Origin of the sequence: Deinococcus soli (ex Cha et al. 2016) (genome assembly GCF_001007995.1) — a bacterium.
GTDB classification, from domain to species: Bacteria; Deinococcota; Deinococci; order Deinococcales; family Deinococcaceae; genus Deinococcus; species Deinococcus soli.
This window is the reverse complement of sequence record NZ_CP011389.1, coordinates 2883651-2901573: the sequence shown is the minus strand read 5'-3', so window position 1 is coordinate 2901573 and position 17923 is coordinate 2883651. Positions and strand designations below refer to the sequence as shown.

Genomic DNA, 17923 nt, shown 5'->3' with positions numbered 1-17923 from the left:
CGGGCCATGATCAGGACGCGCTCACCATCCGTGCGTTGTGACGGATCTGCTGCACCAGGTCGACCTGCCCGGCCTGTTCCAGGAGGGTGAGGGCGTCCCCGAACGCGGACAGGTCGCCGTCGATTTCGCTGAGGTTGCTCAGGGTGGCTCCGAGCAATCGAACGTTCCCGCTTCCTTTCAAGAGCTGCAGCGCCTGACGGTAGTGCGCAGCGGCCTGCGCCAGCTCTCCGCTGAGGTGGCAACTCACCCCGATGTTGCTGTGAACGTGCGCCAGCCCCTGCTGATCTCCTGCGGCGGCCAGGGGTTCCAGTGCGCTCGCAAGTGCTGCGCGCGCTCCTGGCATGTCGCCGGACTGCCCGAGCAGCGAAGCGTAGTTGACGAGGATCATGCCGTGCACGCTGGGGAGGTCCTGGGACCGGCGCAGGACCTCCTTGAAGGCCACCTGCGGCTCCGATCCCAGGCCGACCTGGGCGCGGGCGACCATGCCCAGTTCGGTCAGGTGCGCCTCGTCGTCGCCGTGGAGGTTCCAGAGGTCGGCGGCGATCTGGGCGTGGCGGCGGGCGGCGTCCCACTGTTCGCGGATGCGGGCGGCGTGGGCGCGGACGCTGGCGGCGTGGGCGGCGTCGGGTCCGCTGCCGCTGATCTGCTCGGCGAGGGTGACGGCTTCGTCGGTGCGGCCCAGGCGGATCAGGGTGACGGCGCGGGCGGCCAGCGCGTCGCTGACCTGCTGGTCGTGGGCGCTGAGGGTGTTCAGGCGGGTCAGGGCGTCCTGGTAGCGGCCCACGCCGATCAGCGCCCAGGCGTGTGGGACGGCCAGGGTGGGCAGGTGACTCAGGGTGTCGAGGAGTGCGGCGGCCTGTCCGGGGTAGCCGCGTTTGAGGTGGGTGTGGGCGTGGTGGCGGGCGGCGTGGGCGGCGCGGGTCTCGTCGGGGTCTTCCCAGAGGTCGCGGCTGCGGTCGTAGTGGGGCCAGGCGGTGTCCTCGGGCAGCGCGCGGGCGAGGCGCAGGTGCAGCAGCGCGGCGTGCACGTGGATCTGGTTCAGGTGCTCGCGGGTGGTGGCGGCGGCGTACACGCGGCCGGTCTCGCTGGTCAGGCCCTCGGTGGTCAGGTAGGCCAGGGTGCGGGCGAAGGTGGCGGCGTCCTGGTTCAGCGCGGCGCGGGTGGCGCGCAGGTTGGGCTGGTCCTGCAGGGCGAGGAGCAGGAAGGTGTCGCGCACGGGGTCGGGGTAGGCGCGGACGCGGGCGCCGAGGCGCAGGTCGAGCGGCTGGCCGCGCAGGGCGTGCCCGACGAGGACGGGGTGCCCGTCGGTGCGGGCGTGCACCTCCGGGTGGGCGCGCAGGTCGCCTGGGGGCAGGGGGCCGAGGTTCAGGTGCAGGTCCACGTCGAAGGGCGGGTGGTGGCGGGACGTGATGACGATGACGGCGCCGGGGCGCGCGGCGGCGGCGTGGGTCAGGGCGGCCTGCGTGGCGGGGTCGGCGGCGTCCCAGCTGTCGATGGCGACGCGCAGATGCGGGTCGCGCAGCGCGGCGTGCGCGGCCTGCGGGTGGGTGGGGGGCGCGGCGGTCAGGGGGCTCAGGGTGGCGTAGGGGGGTTCGGCGCGACCCGCGAGGACCGTCCAGCCGCCGCTGCGGGCCAGGGCCTCGAGCAGAGCGGTCTTGCCCATCCCGGCGTGCCCGCTGATCCAGGCGGTCTGGCCCGGGGTCAGGGTATTCAGGGCGGCCAGTTCGGCTTCCCGTCCGGCGAAGGGGGCGCTGATGGGGGTGGGCGCGGCGGTCAGGTTCAGGCCGAGGCTGCGGGCGTCCCGTTCGACCTGCGCGGCCAGCGGGTGCCCGGCGAGGCTCAGGAGGTGGTGCAGTCTGGGCAGGTCGAGTTCGTCGGGGGGCGGGGCGCCGTCCAGGGTCAGGGCGCGGGCGGCGAGTTCCCCGGCGCGGGGGCCGTGGCCGTGCGCGGCGGCCTGCGCGCCGAGGGTCATCAGGGCGGCGCGGGCGTCCTGCGCGACGGCGTCGCGGGTGTCGAACACCCATTCTTCCAGGTCGGCGCCCAGGGGGATGGTCAGGGCGTCCATGAACGGCCCGGCGTACAGCGCGGCGGCGTCCTCGTGGCGGCCCCGGCGGACGAGGTCACGCAGCGTGGCGGCGTCGCAGGGCATGGCGGCCGCGACCCGCTGGCCGTCCTCCGCCAGGGCGCCGGGCAGGCCGCGCAGGTGCACGAGGTGCTGCGCCAGGGAGTTCATGGGGTTGGTCGCGTCGGGCCAGAACAGTTCGGCCAGGCGCCTGCGGGGCTGCGGGCCTTCCAGGCACAGGTACGCGAGGAGCAGCAGCACCTTCTCGCGCCGGAAGGTGACGCCCTCCACGGACAGGGCGCCGAGTGTCCGCAGGGTCATGCATGCATTGTCGGGGATGAGGGGCGCATGAAACAAGCGGCGGGCAGGTACCCTGGAGCATGCTGACCTTCCCGCACGACATCTCCCGCCTCCTCACGCCCGGTCACCCGAACTGGCCGGGGGACGCGCCGTACCGGGTGAATTCCGGGGCGCGGATCGCGGCGGGCGACAGCGTGAACACCGGCGAGCTGTGCACGAGCACGCACACCGGGACGCACGTGGACGCCCCATGGCATTACGACGACGCCGGGGTGAAGTTGCAGGACGTGCCGCTGGAGGTGTACGTGGGCCGCTGCCGGGTGCTAGGCGTGACGGCGCGGGACGGTGCGATTCAGGCGGACGCGCTGGACGGGCTGCCGGAGACCCTCGCGCCGCGGCTGCTGCTGCGGACCGGGCAGCCCGCGCACTGGGCGGCCTTCCCGGAGGAGTTCCCGGCCCTCTCCCCGGCCTTCGTGCGGGACGCGGCGCGGCGCGGCGTGCGGCTGATCGGCACGGACTGCCCCAGCGTGGACGCCCTGACGAGCAAGGACCTGCCGGGGCACGCCGCGTGCCGGGACGCGGGAGTGTTCATCCTGGAGAGCCTGAATCTGGAGGGCGTCCCGGACGGCGAGTTCGATCTGGTGTGCCTGCCCCTGCCGCTGGCCGAGGTGGACGGCGCGCCGGCCCGCGCGATCCTGCTGCGGGCCGGAACGCTGTAAGCGCAGGGAGGTCGCCGGTCAGCCGTCGAAGCCGAAGGCGGCGCTGACCGGCGCCGGGGCGCGTTTGGGCCGTCCCGACTGCGGGTCCACCCAGACCCATTCGGTCTGGCACTCGGCGAGGCGCACGCCGCCCTCGGGGTCGCCGGGGTTCACGCGGTCCAGGGCGTAGGCGCGGACGCTGCGGACCCCGGCGTGCAGGGTCAGCGCGGTGCGGACCCGCACCTGATCACCCAGCAGGGCGGGGCGGTGGTAGGTGATGATGTGCTGCCGCGCGACGGGCACGGCGCCCAGCGCGGTCAGGGCGTCGGTGCCCATGCCCAGGCGCAGGGCGTGTTCGCGGGCGACCTGCTCGCACCACGCGAGGTACACGGTGTTGTTCACGTGGTGCAGGTCGTCCAGGTCGCCGGGCTGCACGGTGACGGTCCGCTCGTGGCGGCGCGTGTCGGGCAGGTCCGCCCACAGGACGTCCGCGTCGGGAATGCGGAGCTTCAAGCCTGCTCGTCTCTGCCCTGGGTATCCCCGGCGAGCAGGGCGTCCAGGGCGCGCGCGGCGTCCAGGTCGAGCTGGGTGACGCCGCCCGCGTCGTGGGTGTAGTAGTTCACGCGGACGTAGTGGTAGTGGATGTGGATGTCCGGGTGGTGGCCGCGTTCCTCGGCCTGCTGCGCGACGCGCACGGCGAAGTTCACGCCCTCCATGAAGTTCTGGAAGGAATAGTCGCGGTAGAGCTTCCCGGAGTCGCCCCACCAGCCGTCGGGCTTGGCCTGGAGGACATCGCCGTCGGTGAGTTTGCGGGTGGAGTCGTAGCCGATGCGGGGGTCGTACGCCATGCCCTGCATGCTAGGCCCCGGGAGGGCCGGGGGTGGTGGGCGGGGACGCGGTTCAGCGGATGGTCTGCCCGGTGGCTCCGCGGCTCAGCGGATGATCCGGCCGGGCTCTACGCTCGCGGCGCGCCGGGCGGGGATCAGGGCCGCGAGCAGGGTGGTGGTCAGGCCGATGGCGTTCACGGCGAGGATGTCGGTGAGTTTCACCTCGACGGGCAGGGTGGTGATGAAGTACAGGTCGCCGGGCAGGGTGAATGGCCGCACCGTGAAGTAGGCGCTGATGGCCAGTCCCAGGACGTTGCCCAGCAGCAGGCCCCCAAAGCCTAGGATCAGGCCCTCGATCAGGAACACGCGGGTGATCAGGGTGCGGGTGGCGCCGATGGCGCGCAGGATGGCAATCTCCTGGGTCTTCTCGAACACGGCCAGCGTCAGGACGTTGGCGATACCGAACGCGGCGACGACCACGATCAGCAGGACCACGAACGCGATGACCCGCTTCTGCAGGGCCAGCTGGTCGAGTAGCGTGCCGTACAGGCTCTGCCAGGGCAGTGCAGAGTACGCGCGGGTGCGGGTCAGGTCGTCCCCGACCCTGGGCGCGAGGTCCGGGTTGTGCAGGCGCAGCTGGTACCCGGTGATGGTCGTGGTGCCCTGAAGCTGTTGCAGCGTCTTCAGGTTGGTGAAGGCGTACGCGGAATCGATCAGGTAGTTGCCGGTCTGGAACACGCCCCGGATCTTCAGGGTGGTGCGGCGCTGGCTGCTGTTCAGCAGGCGAACCTCCTCGCCACTGAAGGCGCCGACGCTGCGGGCCAGGGCGGCGCCCAGCATGACCTCGCCGTCTTTCAGGGTGCCCAGGGTCAGGCGTTCCTCGGGGGGCAGGTCCAGCACCCGCGCGGCGTCGCGGGTCACGCCGAACAGGGTGGTGAAGTCCACCCCGGCGGCCCGCCCGTCGCTGGCGGGGCGGGTCAGGAGGCCCTTGTCGGCCAGGAAGGGCGTGAAGGCTTGCACGCGCCCATCAGAGCGGATGGCCTGTTCCAGGTCCGGGCTGGGGCCGCTGGGCGTGTAGGCGGTGACGCTCAGGTGCGGGCTGGCGCGCAGGGTGGCGCTGATCAGTGCGCGGGTGAAGCCGTTGGTGAGGCTCAGCGCGGCGATCAGCGCCATGACGCCCACGGCGATGCCCAGGATGGTCAGGACGTTCTGGGTGCGGCGGCGGCGCAGGTGCGCGCGGGCCAGCGTCCAGGCGAGCGTCCGGTCAGGGGCAGTCATGACAGCGGAGAATAGCACCCGCTGCGCGGCGTGAACTGGAGCAGCGTGGGACGGCACAGGAAACCGCCGCTCCCGGGGTGGGGGCGGCGGTCAGGGGGTGTGCGGGGTCAGCGGACGGCGGTGATGCGGATCTGCCGGGCGCCCCAGTTCAGGGCCTCGCTGCGGGTGGGCATCCAGAGGTCCACGGAGTTGGTCTTGCGGGCGGCCATGGTGTCCTCCACGATGAACACGCGGTTCTTGAGCATGCCGTTGTACTTGCCGCTCAGGTCCTCGATGATCACGCGGGTGCCGTAGGGGAAGATGCGCAGGAGGTCGCGGGACAGCGCGATCACGCCGGGGCGGGTGCGGGTGCCGGTCGCGGTGATGAACGGCGTGGCGTCGGTCTGACCGGGGGTGCTGTTGTAGGCGGTGCTGCGCGCGATGACGCTCTTGCCGCGGATGGGGGTGTAGGCGACGGTGTCGCTGGCCTGTGTCGCGGCGACGCCCGCGGCGCGGTTCTGCGCGGCCTGCTGGGCGCTGTTCTGGCTGGGGGCGGTCTGGGCGAGGGCGTCCCGGACGGCGTCGGTGGCGACCGTGCTGGCCGGGAGGGCCGGGGTGGCGGTCTGTGCGGCGGCGCCGGTGAAGCCGACAAGGGCCACGATCAGGGCTTGCAGTCGGCGGATGGGGGCTTGAAACATGAACGCTCCTGTCAGGCACGTCGGTGCTCGTGCCTGGCTCTGGTGAGGTGGGGGTTGTGATGCGGTCCCTGTTGGTGGGGACATTCGGAGGCAGGGAATGAAGGATTCACCTGACCTGGGGATGAGCGTACGGGGTCAATATGGGAGTTTTTTAAGATATTCACTTTTGTGAACTCATTATAAATATCAATTTATTCTATACCCAGTCAAAAATAGTTGAAATACAACTTACAGACAGCATTTCCTAAAATGAGATATGTTCTAATTCTCTCATTTAGTTTCTCATTGTATACGTCTGTTCCAGACAGAAAAGGGGTCCCGGCTGGACGGAACCTCTCCCCAACTGCCCGGAAATTGCAACCCACGTCACCTGCCGGACCTGAGAACGCATGAGTCCACCAACAAGAAGAGCTGACCCGCAGGCCAGCTCCACATCACTTCTCATTCTGTACTCATGGTTCATTCTGGGCGTGTGGCGCGGCCCCCCATGACGACAGCACCTGCGCTGAAATCTCCCGGAAGATCGGCGCGGCCAGCTGCGACCCGTGATGCCGCTGCTTCGCCCCGTGCACCATCACCGTGATCGTCACGCGCGGCGCCTCCGCCGGAAGGAACCCTGCAAACACACTGTCGTAGACCGTGCTGGAGTACCGCCCGTCCACGACCACCTGCGCCGTGCCGGTCTTCCCCGCCAGGTCGTAGCCCTTGATCCCGGCCTGCCCGAAAATACCCTCGTTGATCACATTCAGCAGCAGTTGCCGCGTGGTTCGCGCCACCTCGGGCCGCAGCACCTCGCGGCGCTCGAGGCCACCCGCGTTCTCGATCAGGCGCGGCGACACGTACTGCCCGTCGTTCGCCAGCACGTTGAACGCCGCCACCAGTTGCAGGTTCGTGCCGTTCATCCCCTGCCCGAACGAGTTCGTGGCGCGCACCAGATCACCCCACTCGGCCAGCGGACGCAACGACCCGCGGCCCGTCGGCACGACCGGCAACGCCACCTCCTGCCCGAAGCCGTAGCTGGCCAGGTACTCCCGCATCCGCTTCGGCTCAAATTTCTCGACGATGTGCGTCATGCCGACGTTGCTGCTGTAGCGCAGGATGCCCTGCGTGGTCAGCGTGGACGGATGAGCGACCGCGTCCCCGATGCGGCTGCCCCAGCGCCCCCCCACGAAGCGGCTCATGGGCGTGCTGTACAGCGTGTTCGGGGTGGTCAGGCCCTCGTTCAGCGCGGCGGCCACCACCAGCGCCTTCACGGTCGAACCCGGCTCGAACAGGTCGATGAACGGCCGGTTGCGCCGCTGCTCCTGACTGAACTGCCGCCACTCGTTCGGGTTGAACGGCGGATACGTCGCGGCGGCCAGCACGCGACCCGTGCGGGTCTCGAGGACCATCACCGAACCGTACTCCGCCTGATGGTCGGGCACCGCGCGGGCCAGGGCCGACTCGGCCGCCGCCTGCACCTGCGAATCCAGGGTCAGCTTCAGGTTCTGCCCGGACGTCAACGCGCCGTTGTACGCGGCCTCCAGACCCTCGAGGCCCTCGGTGGCGCCCATCATCCCGATCAGCTGCCCGGCCAGCGTGCCCTGCGGGTACACCCGCTTGCCGTTCACACTGGTCGCCAGCACGCGCCCGTCGGCGGAGAGGATCGACCCGCGGGCCTGCACGACGCGCTGCTTGACGCTCTGCGGGGCGCCCCACTCCAGCTGCGCGTACGCCCAGACCAGCGTCAGGAACATCGCCAGGGCGATCAGGCGCATCAGGGCCGAGCGGGTGCGGATCTTCACTTCCACTGGGTGGTCACCTCCACGGTGCGGGCGGGAACGGGGGCGGGCGCCGCGGCGGGAATCGCGGGGATGTCAGCGGTGTCCTTGGGCGCGTCGGCGTACAGGCGCATGCTGTTGCCGCGCGCCCACTCGATGATCCGCTGCGGCGTCTCGAGCGCCTCGAGTTGCAGGATCAGGTTGTCCCGCTGCGTGACAAGCGCCTGCTCGCGCCCCTGCGCCTCACGCAGGGCGGGCCTCACACCACTGGTCGAGGCCCGCACGCTGACGAGCGCCACGACCAGCGCCACGTAGATCAGCAGGTACCGCACCGCCCGGGCACGCCAGGTGGGCAGCGTCAGGTCCAGGTCCGGCCAAGTCCGGCCCACGGAGACACCGCGCCACTGTGGAAGGTTCAGGCGCGGCAGGTTCACGCGGCGCTTCATGCGCCGACCCGCTGCGCGCCGCGCAGTTTGGCGCTGCGGGCGCGGGGGTTGGTGGCCTGTTCCTCGTCACCTGCGATCACGGGCCGTTTCGTGAGGGGCTCCAGGGTCTCGCTGCCCAGCAGGAAGCGCTTGACGATGCGGTCTTCCAGCGAGTGGAAGCTGATGACCGCCAGCCGCCCGCCGGGGACCAGCAGCGTCTCGGCAGCGGCCAGGCCGTCGCGCAGCGCGCCGAGTTCGTCGTTCACGTGGATGCGCAGCGCCTGGAAGGTGCGCCGGGCGGGGTGGATGCCCTTCGAGAACCCCGGGTACGCCCGTTTGACGATGTCGGCGAGTTGCACGGTCGTCTCGATGGGCGCCTGCTCGCGCGCGGCGATGATGGCGCGGGCGATGCGGCGCGACAGGCGGTCCTCGCCGTACTCGTAGATGATGGACGCCAGTTCCTCGGCGTCGTACTCGTTGACCACGTCGGCGGCGCTCTCGCCGGACTGGCTCATGCGCATGTCCAGCGGCGCCTCGGTGTGGTACGAGAAGCCGCGCGCGGTGTCGTCCAGCTGAAACGAACTCACGCCGATGTCGAGCAGGATGCCGTCCACCTGCGTCACGCCCACCCCGGCCAGTAGAGCAGTCATGTCGCGGTAGTTGCCTTCCAGCACCGTCAGGCCGTGCGGGTTCGCGGCGCGCGCGCGGTTCAGGGCGTAGGGGTCCTGGTCGATGCCATACACGGTCGCGCCCGCCGCGAGCAGCAGCCCGGTGTGCCCGGCGCCGCCCAGCGTGCCGTCCACGAACACCTTGCCGGGCGCGGGCTGGAGCATCTCCAGCACCTCGGCAGCCAGGACGGGCACGTGCAAGAGGATCTCCCCGGATTCGGGGGTGAGGTCGGTGGGGGTCAGGTCGGATTCAGGCGCTTCCCCGATCAGGGTCGCGTGGGGGTCAGTGGGAAAATCAGGGTCAGTCATTGGGGTCACGCCACGAAGTTCGTGAGAAGCTCAGGTTTGGGGGGATGGTCCTGCACGGCCGTGATCGCCGCCTCCCAGCGCGCCGGGTTCCAGAGTTCCAGGCGTCCGGGGGCGCCAGCCACGATCACGTCGCTGTCCAGGCCCGCGAAGGCCCGCAGCGTCTGCGGGACGGACACGCGGCTCTGGTTGTCCAGCCGCGCCTTGTTCGCGCCGGAATAGAAGAAACGCACGAACGCGCGTGACTCGGCGTCCGTGAGCGGCAGGCCCTCGAGTTGCTCCTCCACGCGCTTCCAGCTGGACAGCGGAAACACGTACAGGCAGCCCTCCATGCCGCGCGTCAGGATCATGCCGTCCTCCACGAAGTCACGGAACGCGGGTGGCATGACCACGCGGCCCTTGTCGTCGATGGTGTACGGGTACTCTCCAAACGGCAAACGTCTCCCCTTCTTCCCCACCCGGTCCCACCACCACGGGCGGCCGGACGGGCGGTCACGGTCAACCGTGAACACGAGCTGAACGCATTTCGGTTGATGCGGCGAGTGTAACAGCCACCACCACGATTTACCACCGATTCCCACCGGCTCCCCCAGTTCCCCCCACAGGCGACCCCGGATTCCCACCGGAGCCCCCCGGGCGGGGCAGGACACCCACCCCGCCCCCCACCCGCTACCCTGCCCCCATGACCCCCTCCCGGACATTACAGAGCGGCGCGATCCTGGCCGCGCTGGCCGTCGCGCTGGGCGCCTTCGCCGCGCACGGCCTGAAACCCCGCCTGGACGCCGCGATGCTCGCCAACTTCGAGACCGGCGCCCGCTACCAGATGTACGCCGCGCTGGCGTTGCTCGCGCTGGGCACCCAGCCCGCGCAGCGCCGCGCGCCCGGCTTCCTGCTCGCCGGGGCCGTCATCTTCAGCGGCAGTCTGTACGTGCTGGCCCTGACCGGCGTGAAGGTGCTCGGCGCGGTCACGCCCATCGGCGGCGCGCTCATGATCGCCGGGTTCGTACTGGCCGCGCTGGACGTGAAGAAGGGAGTGTAGGTTGTGGGTTGTGGGCTGTAGGAAAAGCTGTTCCCACGACCGACAACCCACCGCCCACAACCCGAAACAGGCCACCTCCGGGAAACCGGGGCGGCCTGCTTCGACTGGTGCGGGGGAACTGTAAGCCGGGTTCTGTCCGCCACTCGCGTGACTGTTCGGCCATCTCTCTGGGACGCGTGTCGCCACGCGCCTCAAGCGACCATCCTGGCGGTCAACGGGCGGGCCGCCCTCGCGCACTGTCGGGTCTTGCACCGGATGGGGTTTACCAGCGCTCCCGGTCTCCCGGGGGCCTGGTGCGCTCTTACCGCACCGTTTCACCCTGACCACCTGCCCGCCCGCGCCGGGGCTCCGCGTACTGAAACGTCAGCAGGTGGCGGTCTGGTTTCTGTGGCACTGTCCTTCGGCTTCGCCGCCACCCACGCGCAGGCGCGCACGGTGGGCGCTTGACTCGCCGACCAGCCGTTAGCTGGCATCCTGCCCTGCGGTGCCCGGACTTTCCTCACCTGAACTCACGCCCAGGCGCGGCCGAACATTCCCCCGCAAGGACAGAGCATAGCAGGCCGGGCTGTGGGCTGTGGGAAAGGCCCTTCCGACAACCCACAGCCACGACCCACGACCCCTTTACCCCCAGCGTTTCTGGATGCGTTCCCACTGGCGGTCCCAGATGGCCGCCGGGACCTTCTCCGGGTGCAGCAGGTCCTGCAGGTCCCGCTCGTCGAGCTGCTGGTACTCGCCGACCTCCATGTTGCCCAGCCACAGGCCGCCCACGCGGTAGCGCAGCAGGCGCGTCACCGGGTGACCGATGTCCTCGAGCATGCGGCGCACCTGACGGTTGCGGCCCTCGCCGAGCGTCACGAACGCCCCGCCACGCGCCGGGGTCGCCTGCAGCGCCCGCGCCGGGCCGTCCTCCAGCTTCAGGGTGCCGTCCGTCAGGGCGTCCAGGTCCGCCTGGGTGGGTTGCGCCGGGCCGTCCGTCCAGGCGCGGTAGGCCTTCTCGTGCCCGAAGCGAGGGTGGGTCATGGTCAGCGTCAGGTCACCGTCGGTCGTCAGGAGCAGCAGGCCCTCCGAGTCGCGGTCCAGGCGGCCCACCGGGTGCAGGCCCGGGATGCGCGGCATGGCGTCCAGAACATTGCGGCGGCCGTACTCGTCGCGGGCGGTCGTGACGTACCCGCGCGGTTTGTACAGCATGTACGTGACCTTCGGGACGCTCTCGGTCTCGATGAGCTGCCCGTCCAGGCGGATATCGTCCGCGTCGGTGACGGTGCGGCCCAGCACGGCGACCTCGCCGTTCACGGTGATCCGCCCGGCCGCGATCATCTCCTCGGCGGCGCGGCGTGACGCGACCCCCGCGCGGGCGAGGCGTTTCTGAAGGCGTTCGGGGCTCATATGGACTCCGATGAAATGGTGTGCGCACACCATTCCGTCCGAGCCGACGCGAGTGGGAGCAGCACGGATTCCGGGCGTGGAGTGGGCAACCCGGTGAAGTTCCGGGTTGCGAACGGAACAGACGGAATCCGGATCACAGGCGCCCCCGGCGCGACGGCGCGCCCAGCAGTCCCAGGACGGCCAGCACGGTCAGCACGCCCGACACGACCAGCATGGACGTGCGGACGGGCGCGGGTAGGGCGTCCCCGCCGCGCAGCGCCGCCGGGACGAGCGCCGCCACGAGCAGCAGGTGCCCGCCGACCAGTCCGCCGATCTTCACGCGGTCCGGCGCGAAACTCGCCGCGACCTGGAAGGCCCCCCAGGCGAACACCAGCGCGCCGGCCGCGCGCGCCAGCCACAACGGCGCCACGCCCACCAGGGACGCGACGTCCGGCGGCAGGAAGTAGAGGTACAGGCCCAGCGGGATGAACAGCAGGGCGGTCAGCCAGAACGCGACACGCAACACAGGGCCCAGTCTACCCGCCCGGATGAGAGCCGTCGCCCCGCGCGGTCCGGGCCGCCGGGGGGCACTGCGGCGCGCCCGCCTCTGCTACCCTCCCCCGTATGCCCGTGATTGCCGTGGACAAGCCGCTGAACCTCACCTCGCACGATGTCGTGAACCGCGCGAGGCGGGCGCGCGGCACGAAACGCGTGGGGCACACTGGCACGCTGGACCCGCTGGCGACCGGGGTGCTGGTGCTGTGCGTGGACGACAGCACGAAGGTCGTGCAGTTCATGGAGGCCGACAGCAAGGATTACCTCGCATGGATCAGCCTGGGGGCCGGCACGCCCACCCTGGATGCCGAGGGGCCCGTGGAGGAGGTCGCGGACGTACCCGAACTGGACGCCGCGCGCGTGCAGGAGCTCCTGAACACGTTCACCGGGCCGCAGGCGCAGGTGCCGCCGCAGTACAGCGCGATTCAGGTGGGGGGCCAGCGGGCCTACGCGGTCGCCCGCGCCGGGGGTACGCTGGACCTGCCCGCCCGGAACGTGGTGATCCACTCGCTGGACCTGCTGGGCGTGTACCCCGGCGTGGACGCCGCGCCGCGCACCTTCGACCCGCAGGACTGGACTCCTGCGAAGACGGGCCACACCTTCACGCTGCCGCCCGCGCTGGGCGAGTTCCCTACCCTGCTCGTCCGGGCCAGCGTGGGCAGCGGCACGTACCTGCGCTCCCTGGCCCGCGACGTGGGCGCCGCGCTGGGCGTGCCCGCGCACCTGGGCGGCCTGGTCCGCACCCGCGTGGGCCGCTACGACCTGCGGGGCGCCGTGACCGTGGACGACCTGCCCGGCGCGACCGGCATTCCCGACCTGGCCGCGCTGGACTTCCCCGTCATCGAGGCCGACGAGCGCATGGCGCGCGAACTGCGCCAGGGCAAACGCCCGGCCCACACCGCGCAGGGCCGCCACGTCGTCACCCTGGGGGGCGACCTCGTGGCCGTCGTGGACGGCAACGGCGAACAGCTGAAAGTCGTGCGCGCCTGGGCGTAAGGGGGTGAGGAGGGAGTGGGAAGTGGAACGAGCTGAACCCACTCACCACTTCCCACTCACGAGATCAGTACCCCGGTGCCACCTGCGGCTGCGCGATCCCGATGCCTTCCAGGCCGCCCGCAATGCGGACGAGGCGTTCGTCCTGGAGGGGCGGCGCGATGAACTGGATACCGACCGGGAGGCGCACGCCCTGTGCGGTGTCGAATCCGGCGGGGACGCTCAGGGCGGGCAGGCCCGCGAGGTTGATGGCGACGGTGTCCACGTCGGCGGCGTACATGGCGAGGGGGTCGCTGGTCTTCTCGCCGCGCCGGAAGGCGGGGAAGGGACTGGTGGGCGTGACGAGCACGTCGAACTGCCCGAAGGCCTGGGTGAAGCGGTCGGCGATCAGGCGGCGGACCTTCATGGCCTTGCTGTAGTACGCGTCGTAGTACCCGCTACTCAGGGCGTACGTGCCGATCAGGATGCGGCGCTGCACCTCGGGTCCGAAGCCCTGCTCGCGGGTGAGGGTCATCGCCCCCGTCAGGTCGCTGCCCGCTGCGCGCTGGCCGTACACCATGCCGTCGAAGCGGGCGAGGTTGCTGCTCGCCTCGGGCATGGCGATCAGGTAGTACGCGGCGATGGCGTACTTCAGTTCGGGCAGGCTGACCTCGGCGGTGGTCGCGCCCGCGCCGCGCAGGGCGTCCAGGGTGGCGCTCAGGGTGGCGTCCACGCCCGCCGTGTTCCCCGCGAGGCTCTCGGTGATCACACCCACCCGCAGGCCGCGCAGGTCGTCCGGGGTGCCCGCGGCGAAGGTGGGGGGCGCGTCCAGGCTGGTGGCGTCGTGCGGGTCCTGCCCGGCGATGACGTTCATGATCAGCGCCAGATCCTCCGCGCTGCGGGCGAACGGCCCGATCTGGTCGAGGCTGCTGGCGTACGCGACCAGCCCCGAGCGGCTCACGCGGCCGTAGGTGGGTTTCAGGCCGTACACGCCAGTGAACGCGGCGGGCTGCCGGACGCTGCCGCCCGTGTCGCTGCCCAGGCTGACGTCCACGAGGTTCGCAGCGACCGCCACGGCGCTGCCGCCACTGCTGCCGCCCGGCACGCGGCCGGTGTCCCAGGGATTCAGGGTGGGGCCGTGCGCGCTGCTCTCGGTGGAGCTGCCCATCGCGAACTCGTCCATGTTCGCCTTCGCGACGATCACGGCGCCCGCGCGGGTCAGGCGTGCGGCGGCGGTCGCGTCGTAGGGGCTGACGTACCCGCGCAGGATGCGGCTGCCGCAGGTGGTCTCGGTGCCGGTCACGTTGATGTTGTCCTTCACGATCACCGGCACGCCCGCCAGCGGCAGGGTCTCCCCGGCGTCCAGGCGGGCCTGCACGGCCTGCGCCTGCGCCTGTGCGTTCGGATTGACACTGACCACGGCATTCAGCTCGCGGGCCGACTCGATTCGGGCCAGGGCCTGGGTGGTCAGGTCCTGCGGGGAGAGGTCACGCGCCTGAACGCGGCGCGCCTGAGTTGCGGCGGAGGTGAAGGCCATACCGCGCCAGTGTACCGGGCGGCCCCCCGCGCCCGGCGGGGACGATCAGACGGGCTGGCGGTCAGACGGGCTTGACGAGCACGCTCTCCCCGGCGCGCAGCGACGTGCGCATGAGGAGCTCCGGCGGGATCATCAGCTGCGTCGTGATGTTCGACCCGACCCGCACCGGCAGGGAGAACACCTTGCCCGACTCGCCCCGGACCGCCACGAACTGCGGGTGGCGCACGATGTCCTCCTTCCAGCGCTTGAAGATCAGGTCATCCACGAGCACCACGTCCCGCACCTGCCGCGTGACCGTCACGACCAGCCGCGCCGTGCGCGACCGCCGCGGCACGAGCAGCCCGATCCGGACCAGTTTCAGCAGCATGCGTTTCACGTCCGGATCCCCTACGAGGTCCTTGACGGGTTTCTGCGCGTCGATCATCTTCAGGACGTCCAGTTCCTTCATGCTCCAGCGCATGCGCTGCACCCGTTCAGGGGACGTGATCCGCGCCGGACCATCAAACGGCAGGTCCTGCACCGGCAGCGCCTCCAGCGCCTCCAGCGTCACCTCGTCCAGCGAGGCGTTCAGACGCGGATCCGGATGCGTGACCCCCTCGTCGAAGTGGAAGCGCCCGATCGGGTCGCGCATCAGCCGCACGAGCGCCGCGACACCCACATCCTCCGCGAGTTGCAGATGCCGCACCCGCCCGGCTTCCAGCCACGCCTCAAACCGCCCGTCCGGCCGGAACACGTACAGCGCCCCGCTGCGCCCCTGCTCCGAAAGCAGGTAGAGCAGTTCCAGAAAGTCAAAGGTTTCGAGGCTGGCAGTCGACTTGGTCATGGAGGGTCAGGCAGGAAACGGAATTGAGGACCGACCTGTTCCAGCTCCGGCACACCCCTCTGGACCTCATGTTCGCTCATCCGGGCCGGGGGAACAAGGGCAACCTCCCCGGTGGACGCCCCCGACAGGACCGCTCCACCCCCTTCAGCTGCGCAGCAGGTGCGCGAAATTCCCACTTTCCAGCGGCGGCAACTCCGCGAGGGACGTCAATCCGAACTCCAGCAGGAACCGTTCGGTCGTGCCGTACAGCAGCGGCTGCCCCACCGCGTCCGAACGGCCCACCACCTTCACGAGCTCCCGTTCCTGCAACGTCACGACCGTGCTCGCACTCCCGCCACGCATCGCCTCGATCTCCGCGCGGGTCACGGGCTGCCGGTACGCAATCACCGCCAGCACCTCCAGGGCCGCGCTGCTCAGCGCAGGCAGGGGCGGCGGCGACAGCAGCGGCGACAGGTGCGGCGCCGTCGCGGGCGGCACCACCAGCCGGTACCCCCCCGCGACCGCCTCCACCACGAACCCCAGGTCCGCCGACGCCACCTGCGCCGTGAACGCCACCACCTCCCGCAGCGCCGCGTCCTCCGGGACGCCCAGTACCAGTGCCAGCTCCCGCAGCGTGACCGGCCGCCCCGCCGCGAGCAGCGCCGCGCCCAGCAGCGCCTGCCGGCTGGGAACAGTCACGCCCCACCCGACAGTGCCGCGAGCAGCGCCACCGACGGTACCGCCCCCTCCCGCAGGACCCGCCGCCCCGGCACGTCCAGCACGGTGCTCGGCAGACCCAGCGCCCGCACCCCGGCGTCCGGCAGCACCAGATCCGCCAGCCCCAGGCCCTGCGCCTGCGCGAACGTCAGCGCGGCCGCCTCCCCGCTGCGGTTGCAGCTCGTGGTGGCCAGCACCCCACCGGCCCGCTCCAGCAGGGCCAGCGCCACCGGATGATCCGGGACCCGCACACCCACCTGCCCCCCCGGCGCCAGCGACGCCGGGCACCCCACCGCCGCGCCCGTCACCAGCGTGAGCGGCCCGGGCAGGAACGCCGCCAGCACATCGAACGCCGCGTCCGGCTGCACGAACGCCCGCGCGAACGCCAGACTCACGAACGACGCCTGCACCGGCTTCCCCCCGTCGCGGCCCTTCACCACGAACAGCGCCTCCGCCGCGTCCGGCAGCGCCGCCAGACCCCACACCGTCTCACTGGGGTACGCCACGACCCCACCCTGCGCCAGCACACGCGCCGCGTCGTCCAGCAGCGCGTCCCACGGCACGCCCGCCTCCAGTCCCTTCAGTCTGTCCAAGCTGTTCATCATGCCCCTGCGCGGCGCGCCGGTCCAGGGCACCCCCCCGGACCTGTAAGGTCACCGCAAGGCCCGCAGTCTATACTGAGCGGTATGCCCGTCTTCGAATACCGCGTGCGTGACCGCTCCGGCAAGGTGCTGAAATCCCAGATGGAAGCCGAGACGGCCAATCAGGTCCGCGACGCCCTGCGCTCCAAGGGCCTGATGATCGTCGAGATCAAGGCCCCCAAGAGTGGACTGAACGCCGACATCAAGATTCCCTTCCTCGACAACCGACCCCCCAGCCTGAAACAGGTCGCGATCTTCAGCAAGCAGCTCGCCACGCTGATCAACGCCGGGGTGCCCCTCGTACAGTCCCTCGCAATTCTGCAAAAGCAGATCGATCACAAGGGCTTCCAGGGCGTCGTCAAGGAAATGCGCGGCGAGATCGAGGCCGGAACCCCTCTCAGTGACGCGCTGGCCAAGCATCCCAAGATCTTCAACCGGCTGTACCTGAACCTCGTACGGGCCGGCGAGACCAGCGGCACGCTCGACTCCGTCCTCGAACGCATCGCGGATTTCCAGGAAAAGGAACTCGCGCTGCGCGGCAAGATCAAGAGCGCCCTGACCTACCCGGTCGTGGTTCTGGTCTTCGCCATCCTGATCACCTACTTCCTGCTGACCACCATCGTGCCGCAGTTCGCGGGGATCCTTGCCCAGCTGAACGCACCACTGCCCTTCATCACCCGGATGCTCATGGCCGTCTCCAGCTTCCTGCAGAATCAGATCCTTCTGATGGTCGCTATCATCGCGGCAGTGACATTCGCTTACCGCGCCTACTACCGCACGCCCAAGGGGCGCGTCGTCATTGACGAGATCAAGTTGAAGGTCCCGATCCTCGGCAATCTGATCCAGAAGAGTGCCATTGCGTCCTTCTCTCGTACCTTCGGCCTGCTCATCAGTAGCGGCGTCAACATCATCGAGAGTCTTGAGATCACCAAGGGCACCGCGAACAACGCCATCGTCGAAGAGAGCATCGAGAATGCCAAGAACGTCGTCATGGTCGGTGAGCAGATGAGCAGCAGCCTCGCCACCAGCAAGGTCTTCCCCCCAATGGTCGTCAGCATGATCTCCATCGGTGAAGAGACCGGTTCGCTGGATGACATGCTGGTCAAGGTCGGGGACTTCTACGACCGCGAGGTCGACGAAGCAGTGGACAGCATGACCGCTGCGATTGAACCCCTGATGATCGTCTTTCTGGGGGGGATCGTCGGTATGATCGTCGCAGGGATGTTCCTCCCGATGTTCGCCATCATCGGCCAGCTCAGCCAGTAACGCAGGTGTTCCTGGCGGCCCTCGCAGT

At 70.2% G+C, this 17923-nt stretch carries 19 protein-coding genes and 1 other RNA gene; 4 read left to right on the top strand and 16 right to left on the bottom strand.

The window, feature by feature from the left end; genetic code table 11:
- Positions 1-10: 10 nt before the first annotated feature.
- Positions 11-2383: a tetratricopeptide repeat protein gene (locus SY84_RS14075; protein ID WP_046844525.1), complete on the bottom strand. Its 2373-nt coding sequence runs from the start codon at positions 2381-2383 to the stop codon at positions 11-13.
- A gap of 59 nt (positions 2384-2442) precedes the next feature.
- Here SY84_RS14075 and SY84_RS14070 point away from each other — a divergent pair, with 59 nt between their 5' ends.
- Positions 2443-3081, top strand: a complete 639-nt coding sequence (locus SY84_RS14070) for a cyclase family protein (RefSeq protein WP_046844524.1) — start codon at positions 2443-2445, stop codon at positions 3079-3081.
- 18 nt (positions 3082-3099) lie between these two features.
- On the opposite strand, the gene SY84_RS14065 is transcribed toward SY84_RS14070, so the two are convergent.
- From SY84_RS14065 to mraZ, 8 genes are all read right to left on the bottom strand, one after another.
- The gene (locus SY84_RS14065; protein ID WP_046844523.1) at positions 3100-3573 is read right to left on the bottom strand and encodes an acyl-CoA thioesterase; all 474 of its coding nucleotides are present in this window, start codon (positions 3571-3573) and stop codon (positions 3100-3102) included.
- Positions 3570-3908: a 4a-hydroxytetrahydrobiopterin dehydratase gene (locus SY84_RS14060; protein WP_081424615.1), complete on the bottom strand. Its 339-nt coding sequence runs from the start codon at positions 3906-3908 to the stop codon at positions 3570-3572. Before SY84_RS14060 ends, SY84_RS14065 begins: the two co-directional genes overlap by 4 nt.
- 84 nt (positions 3909-3992) lie before the next feature.
- A complete protein-coding gene (locus SY84_RS14055) occupies positions 3993-5165 on the bottom strand; it encodes an ABC transporter permease (protein WP_046844521.1) in 1173 nt (390 codons plus the stop codon).
- Between the two features lie 107 nt (positions 5166-5272).
- A complete protein-coding gene (locus SY84_RS14050) occupies positions 5273-5842 on the bottom strand; it encodes a 3D domain-containing protein (protein WP_046844520.1) in 570 nt (189 codons plus the stop codon).
- Between the two features lie 452 nt (positions 5843-6294).
- A complete protein-coding gene (locus SY84_RS14045; RefSeq protein ID WP_046844519.1) occupies positions 6295-7632 on the bottom strand; it encodes a peptidoglycan D,D-transpeptidase FtsI family protein in 1338 nt (445 codons plus the stop codon).
- A complete protein-coding gene (locus tag SY84_RS14040) occupies positions 7623-8048 on the bottom strand; it encodes a hypothetical protein (RefSeq protein ID WP_081424614.1) in 426 nt (141 codons plus the stop codon). Before SY84_RS14040 ends, SY84_RS14045 begins: the two co-directional genes overlap by 10 nt.
- A complete protein-coding gene (gene rsmH / locus SY84_RS14035; protein WP_245621444.1) occupies positions 8045-8860 on the bottom strand; it encodes a 16S rRNA (cytosine(1402)-N(4))-methyltransferase RsmH in 816 nt (271 codons plus the stop codon). Before rsmH ends, SY84_RS14040 begins: the two co-directional genes overlap by 4 nt.
- A 149-nt stretch (positions 8861-9009) precedes the next feature.
- The gene (mraZ, locus tag SY84_RS14030) at positions 9010-9438 is read right to left on the bottom strand and encodes a division/cell wall cluster transcriptional repressor MraZ (RefSeq protein WP_046845269.1); all 429 of its coding nucleotides are present in this window, start codon (positions 9436-9438) and stop codon (positions 9010-9012) included.
- A gap of 245 nt (positions 9439-9683) precedes the next feature.
- On the opposite strand from mraZ, the gene SY84_RS14025 reads away from it, so the two are divergent.
- Positions 9684-10040, top strand: coding sequence for a DUF423 domain-containing protein (locus tag SY84_RS14025; RefSeq protein ID WP_046844518.1), 357 nt, complete (start codon positions 9684-9686; stop codon positions 10038-10040).
- 105 nt (positions 10041-10145) lie between these two features.
- Here SY84_RS14025 and rnpB read toward each other — a convergent pair.
- The 3 genes from rnpB to SY84_RS14015 all read right to left on the bottom strand — a co-directional run bounded on the left by rnpB (position 10146) and on the right by SY84_RS14015 (position 11931).
- An RNA gene (gene rnpB, locus SY84_RS16090) (RNase P RNA component class A) lies at positions 10146-10581 on the bottom strand.
- Positions 10582-10661: 80 nt separating this feature from the next.
- Complete coding sequence (locus SY84_RS14020; protein ID WP_046844517.1) at positions 10662-11426, bottom strand: pseudouridine synthase; 765 nt, start codon at positions 11424-11426, stop codon at positions 10662-10664.
- Positions 11427-11559: 133 nt separating this feature from the next.
- On the bottom strand, positions 11560-11931 hold the full coding sequence (locus tag SY84_RS14015; RefSeq protein WP_046844516.1) for a hypothetical protein: 372 nt from the start codon (positions 11929-11931) through the stop codon (positions 11560-11562).
- Positions 11932-12029: 98 nt separating this feature from the next.
- On the opposite strand from SY84_RS14015, the gene truB reads away from it, so the two are divergent.
- Complete coding sequence (gene truB / locus SY84_RS14010; RefSeq protein ID WP_046844515.1) at positions 12030-12956, top strand: tRNA pseudouridine(55) synthase TruB; 927 nt, start codon at positions 12030-12032, stop codon at positions 12954-12956.
- Positions 12957-13020: 64 nt separating this feature from the next.
- Here truB and gatA read toward each other — a convergent pair whose 3' ends face one another.
- From gatA to SY84_RS13990, 4 genes are all read right to left on the bottom strand, one after another.
- Positions 13021-14469, bottom strand: coding sequence for an Asp-tRNA(Asn)/Glu-tRNA(Gln) amidotransferase subunit GatA (gatA, locus tag SY84_RS14005; RefSeq protein WP_046844514.1), 1449 nt, complete (start codon positions 14467-14469; stop codon positions 13021-13023).
- 61 nt (positions 14470-14530) lie between these two features.
- The gene (locus tag SY84_RS14000; RefSeq protein ID WP_046844513.1) at positions 14531-15292 is read right to left on the bottom strand and encodes a DUF4388 domain-containing protein; all 762 of its coding nucleotides are present in this window, start codon (positions 15290-15292) and stop codon (positions 14531-14533) included.
- Between the two features lie 144 nt (positions 15293-15436).
- A complete protein-coding gene (scpB, locus tag SY84_RS13995; protein WP_046844512.1) occupies positions 15437-15970 on the bottom strand; it encodes an SMC-Scp complex subunit ScpB in 534 nt (177 codons plus the stop codon).
- Complete coding sequence (locus SY84_RS13990; protein ID WP_052751266.1) at positions 15967-16590, bottom strand: L-threonylcarbamoyladenylate synthase; 624 nt, start codon at positions 16588-16590, stop codon at positions 15967-15969. The genes scpB and SY84_RS13990 overlap by 4 nt, the downstream gene beginning before the upstream one ends.
- A gap of 84 nt (positions 16591-16674) precedes the next feature.
- On the opposite strand from SY84_RS13990, the gene SY84_RS13985 reads away from it, so the two are divergent.
- On the top strand, positions 16675-17895 hold the full coding sequence (locus tag SY84_RS13985) for a type II secretion system F family protein (RefSeq protein ID WP_046844511.1): 1221 nt from the start codon (positions 16675-16677) through the stop codon (positions 17893-17895).
- Positions 17896-17923 lie beyond the last annotated feature (28 nt).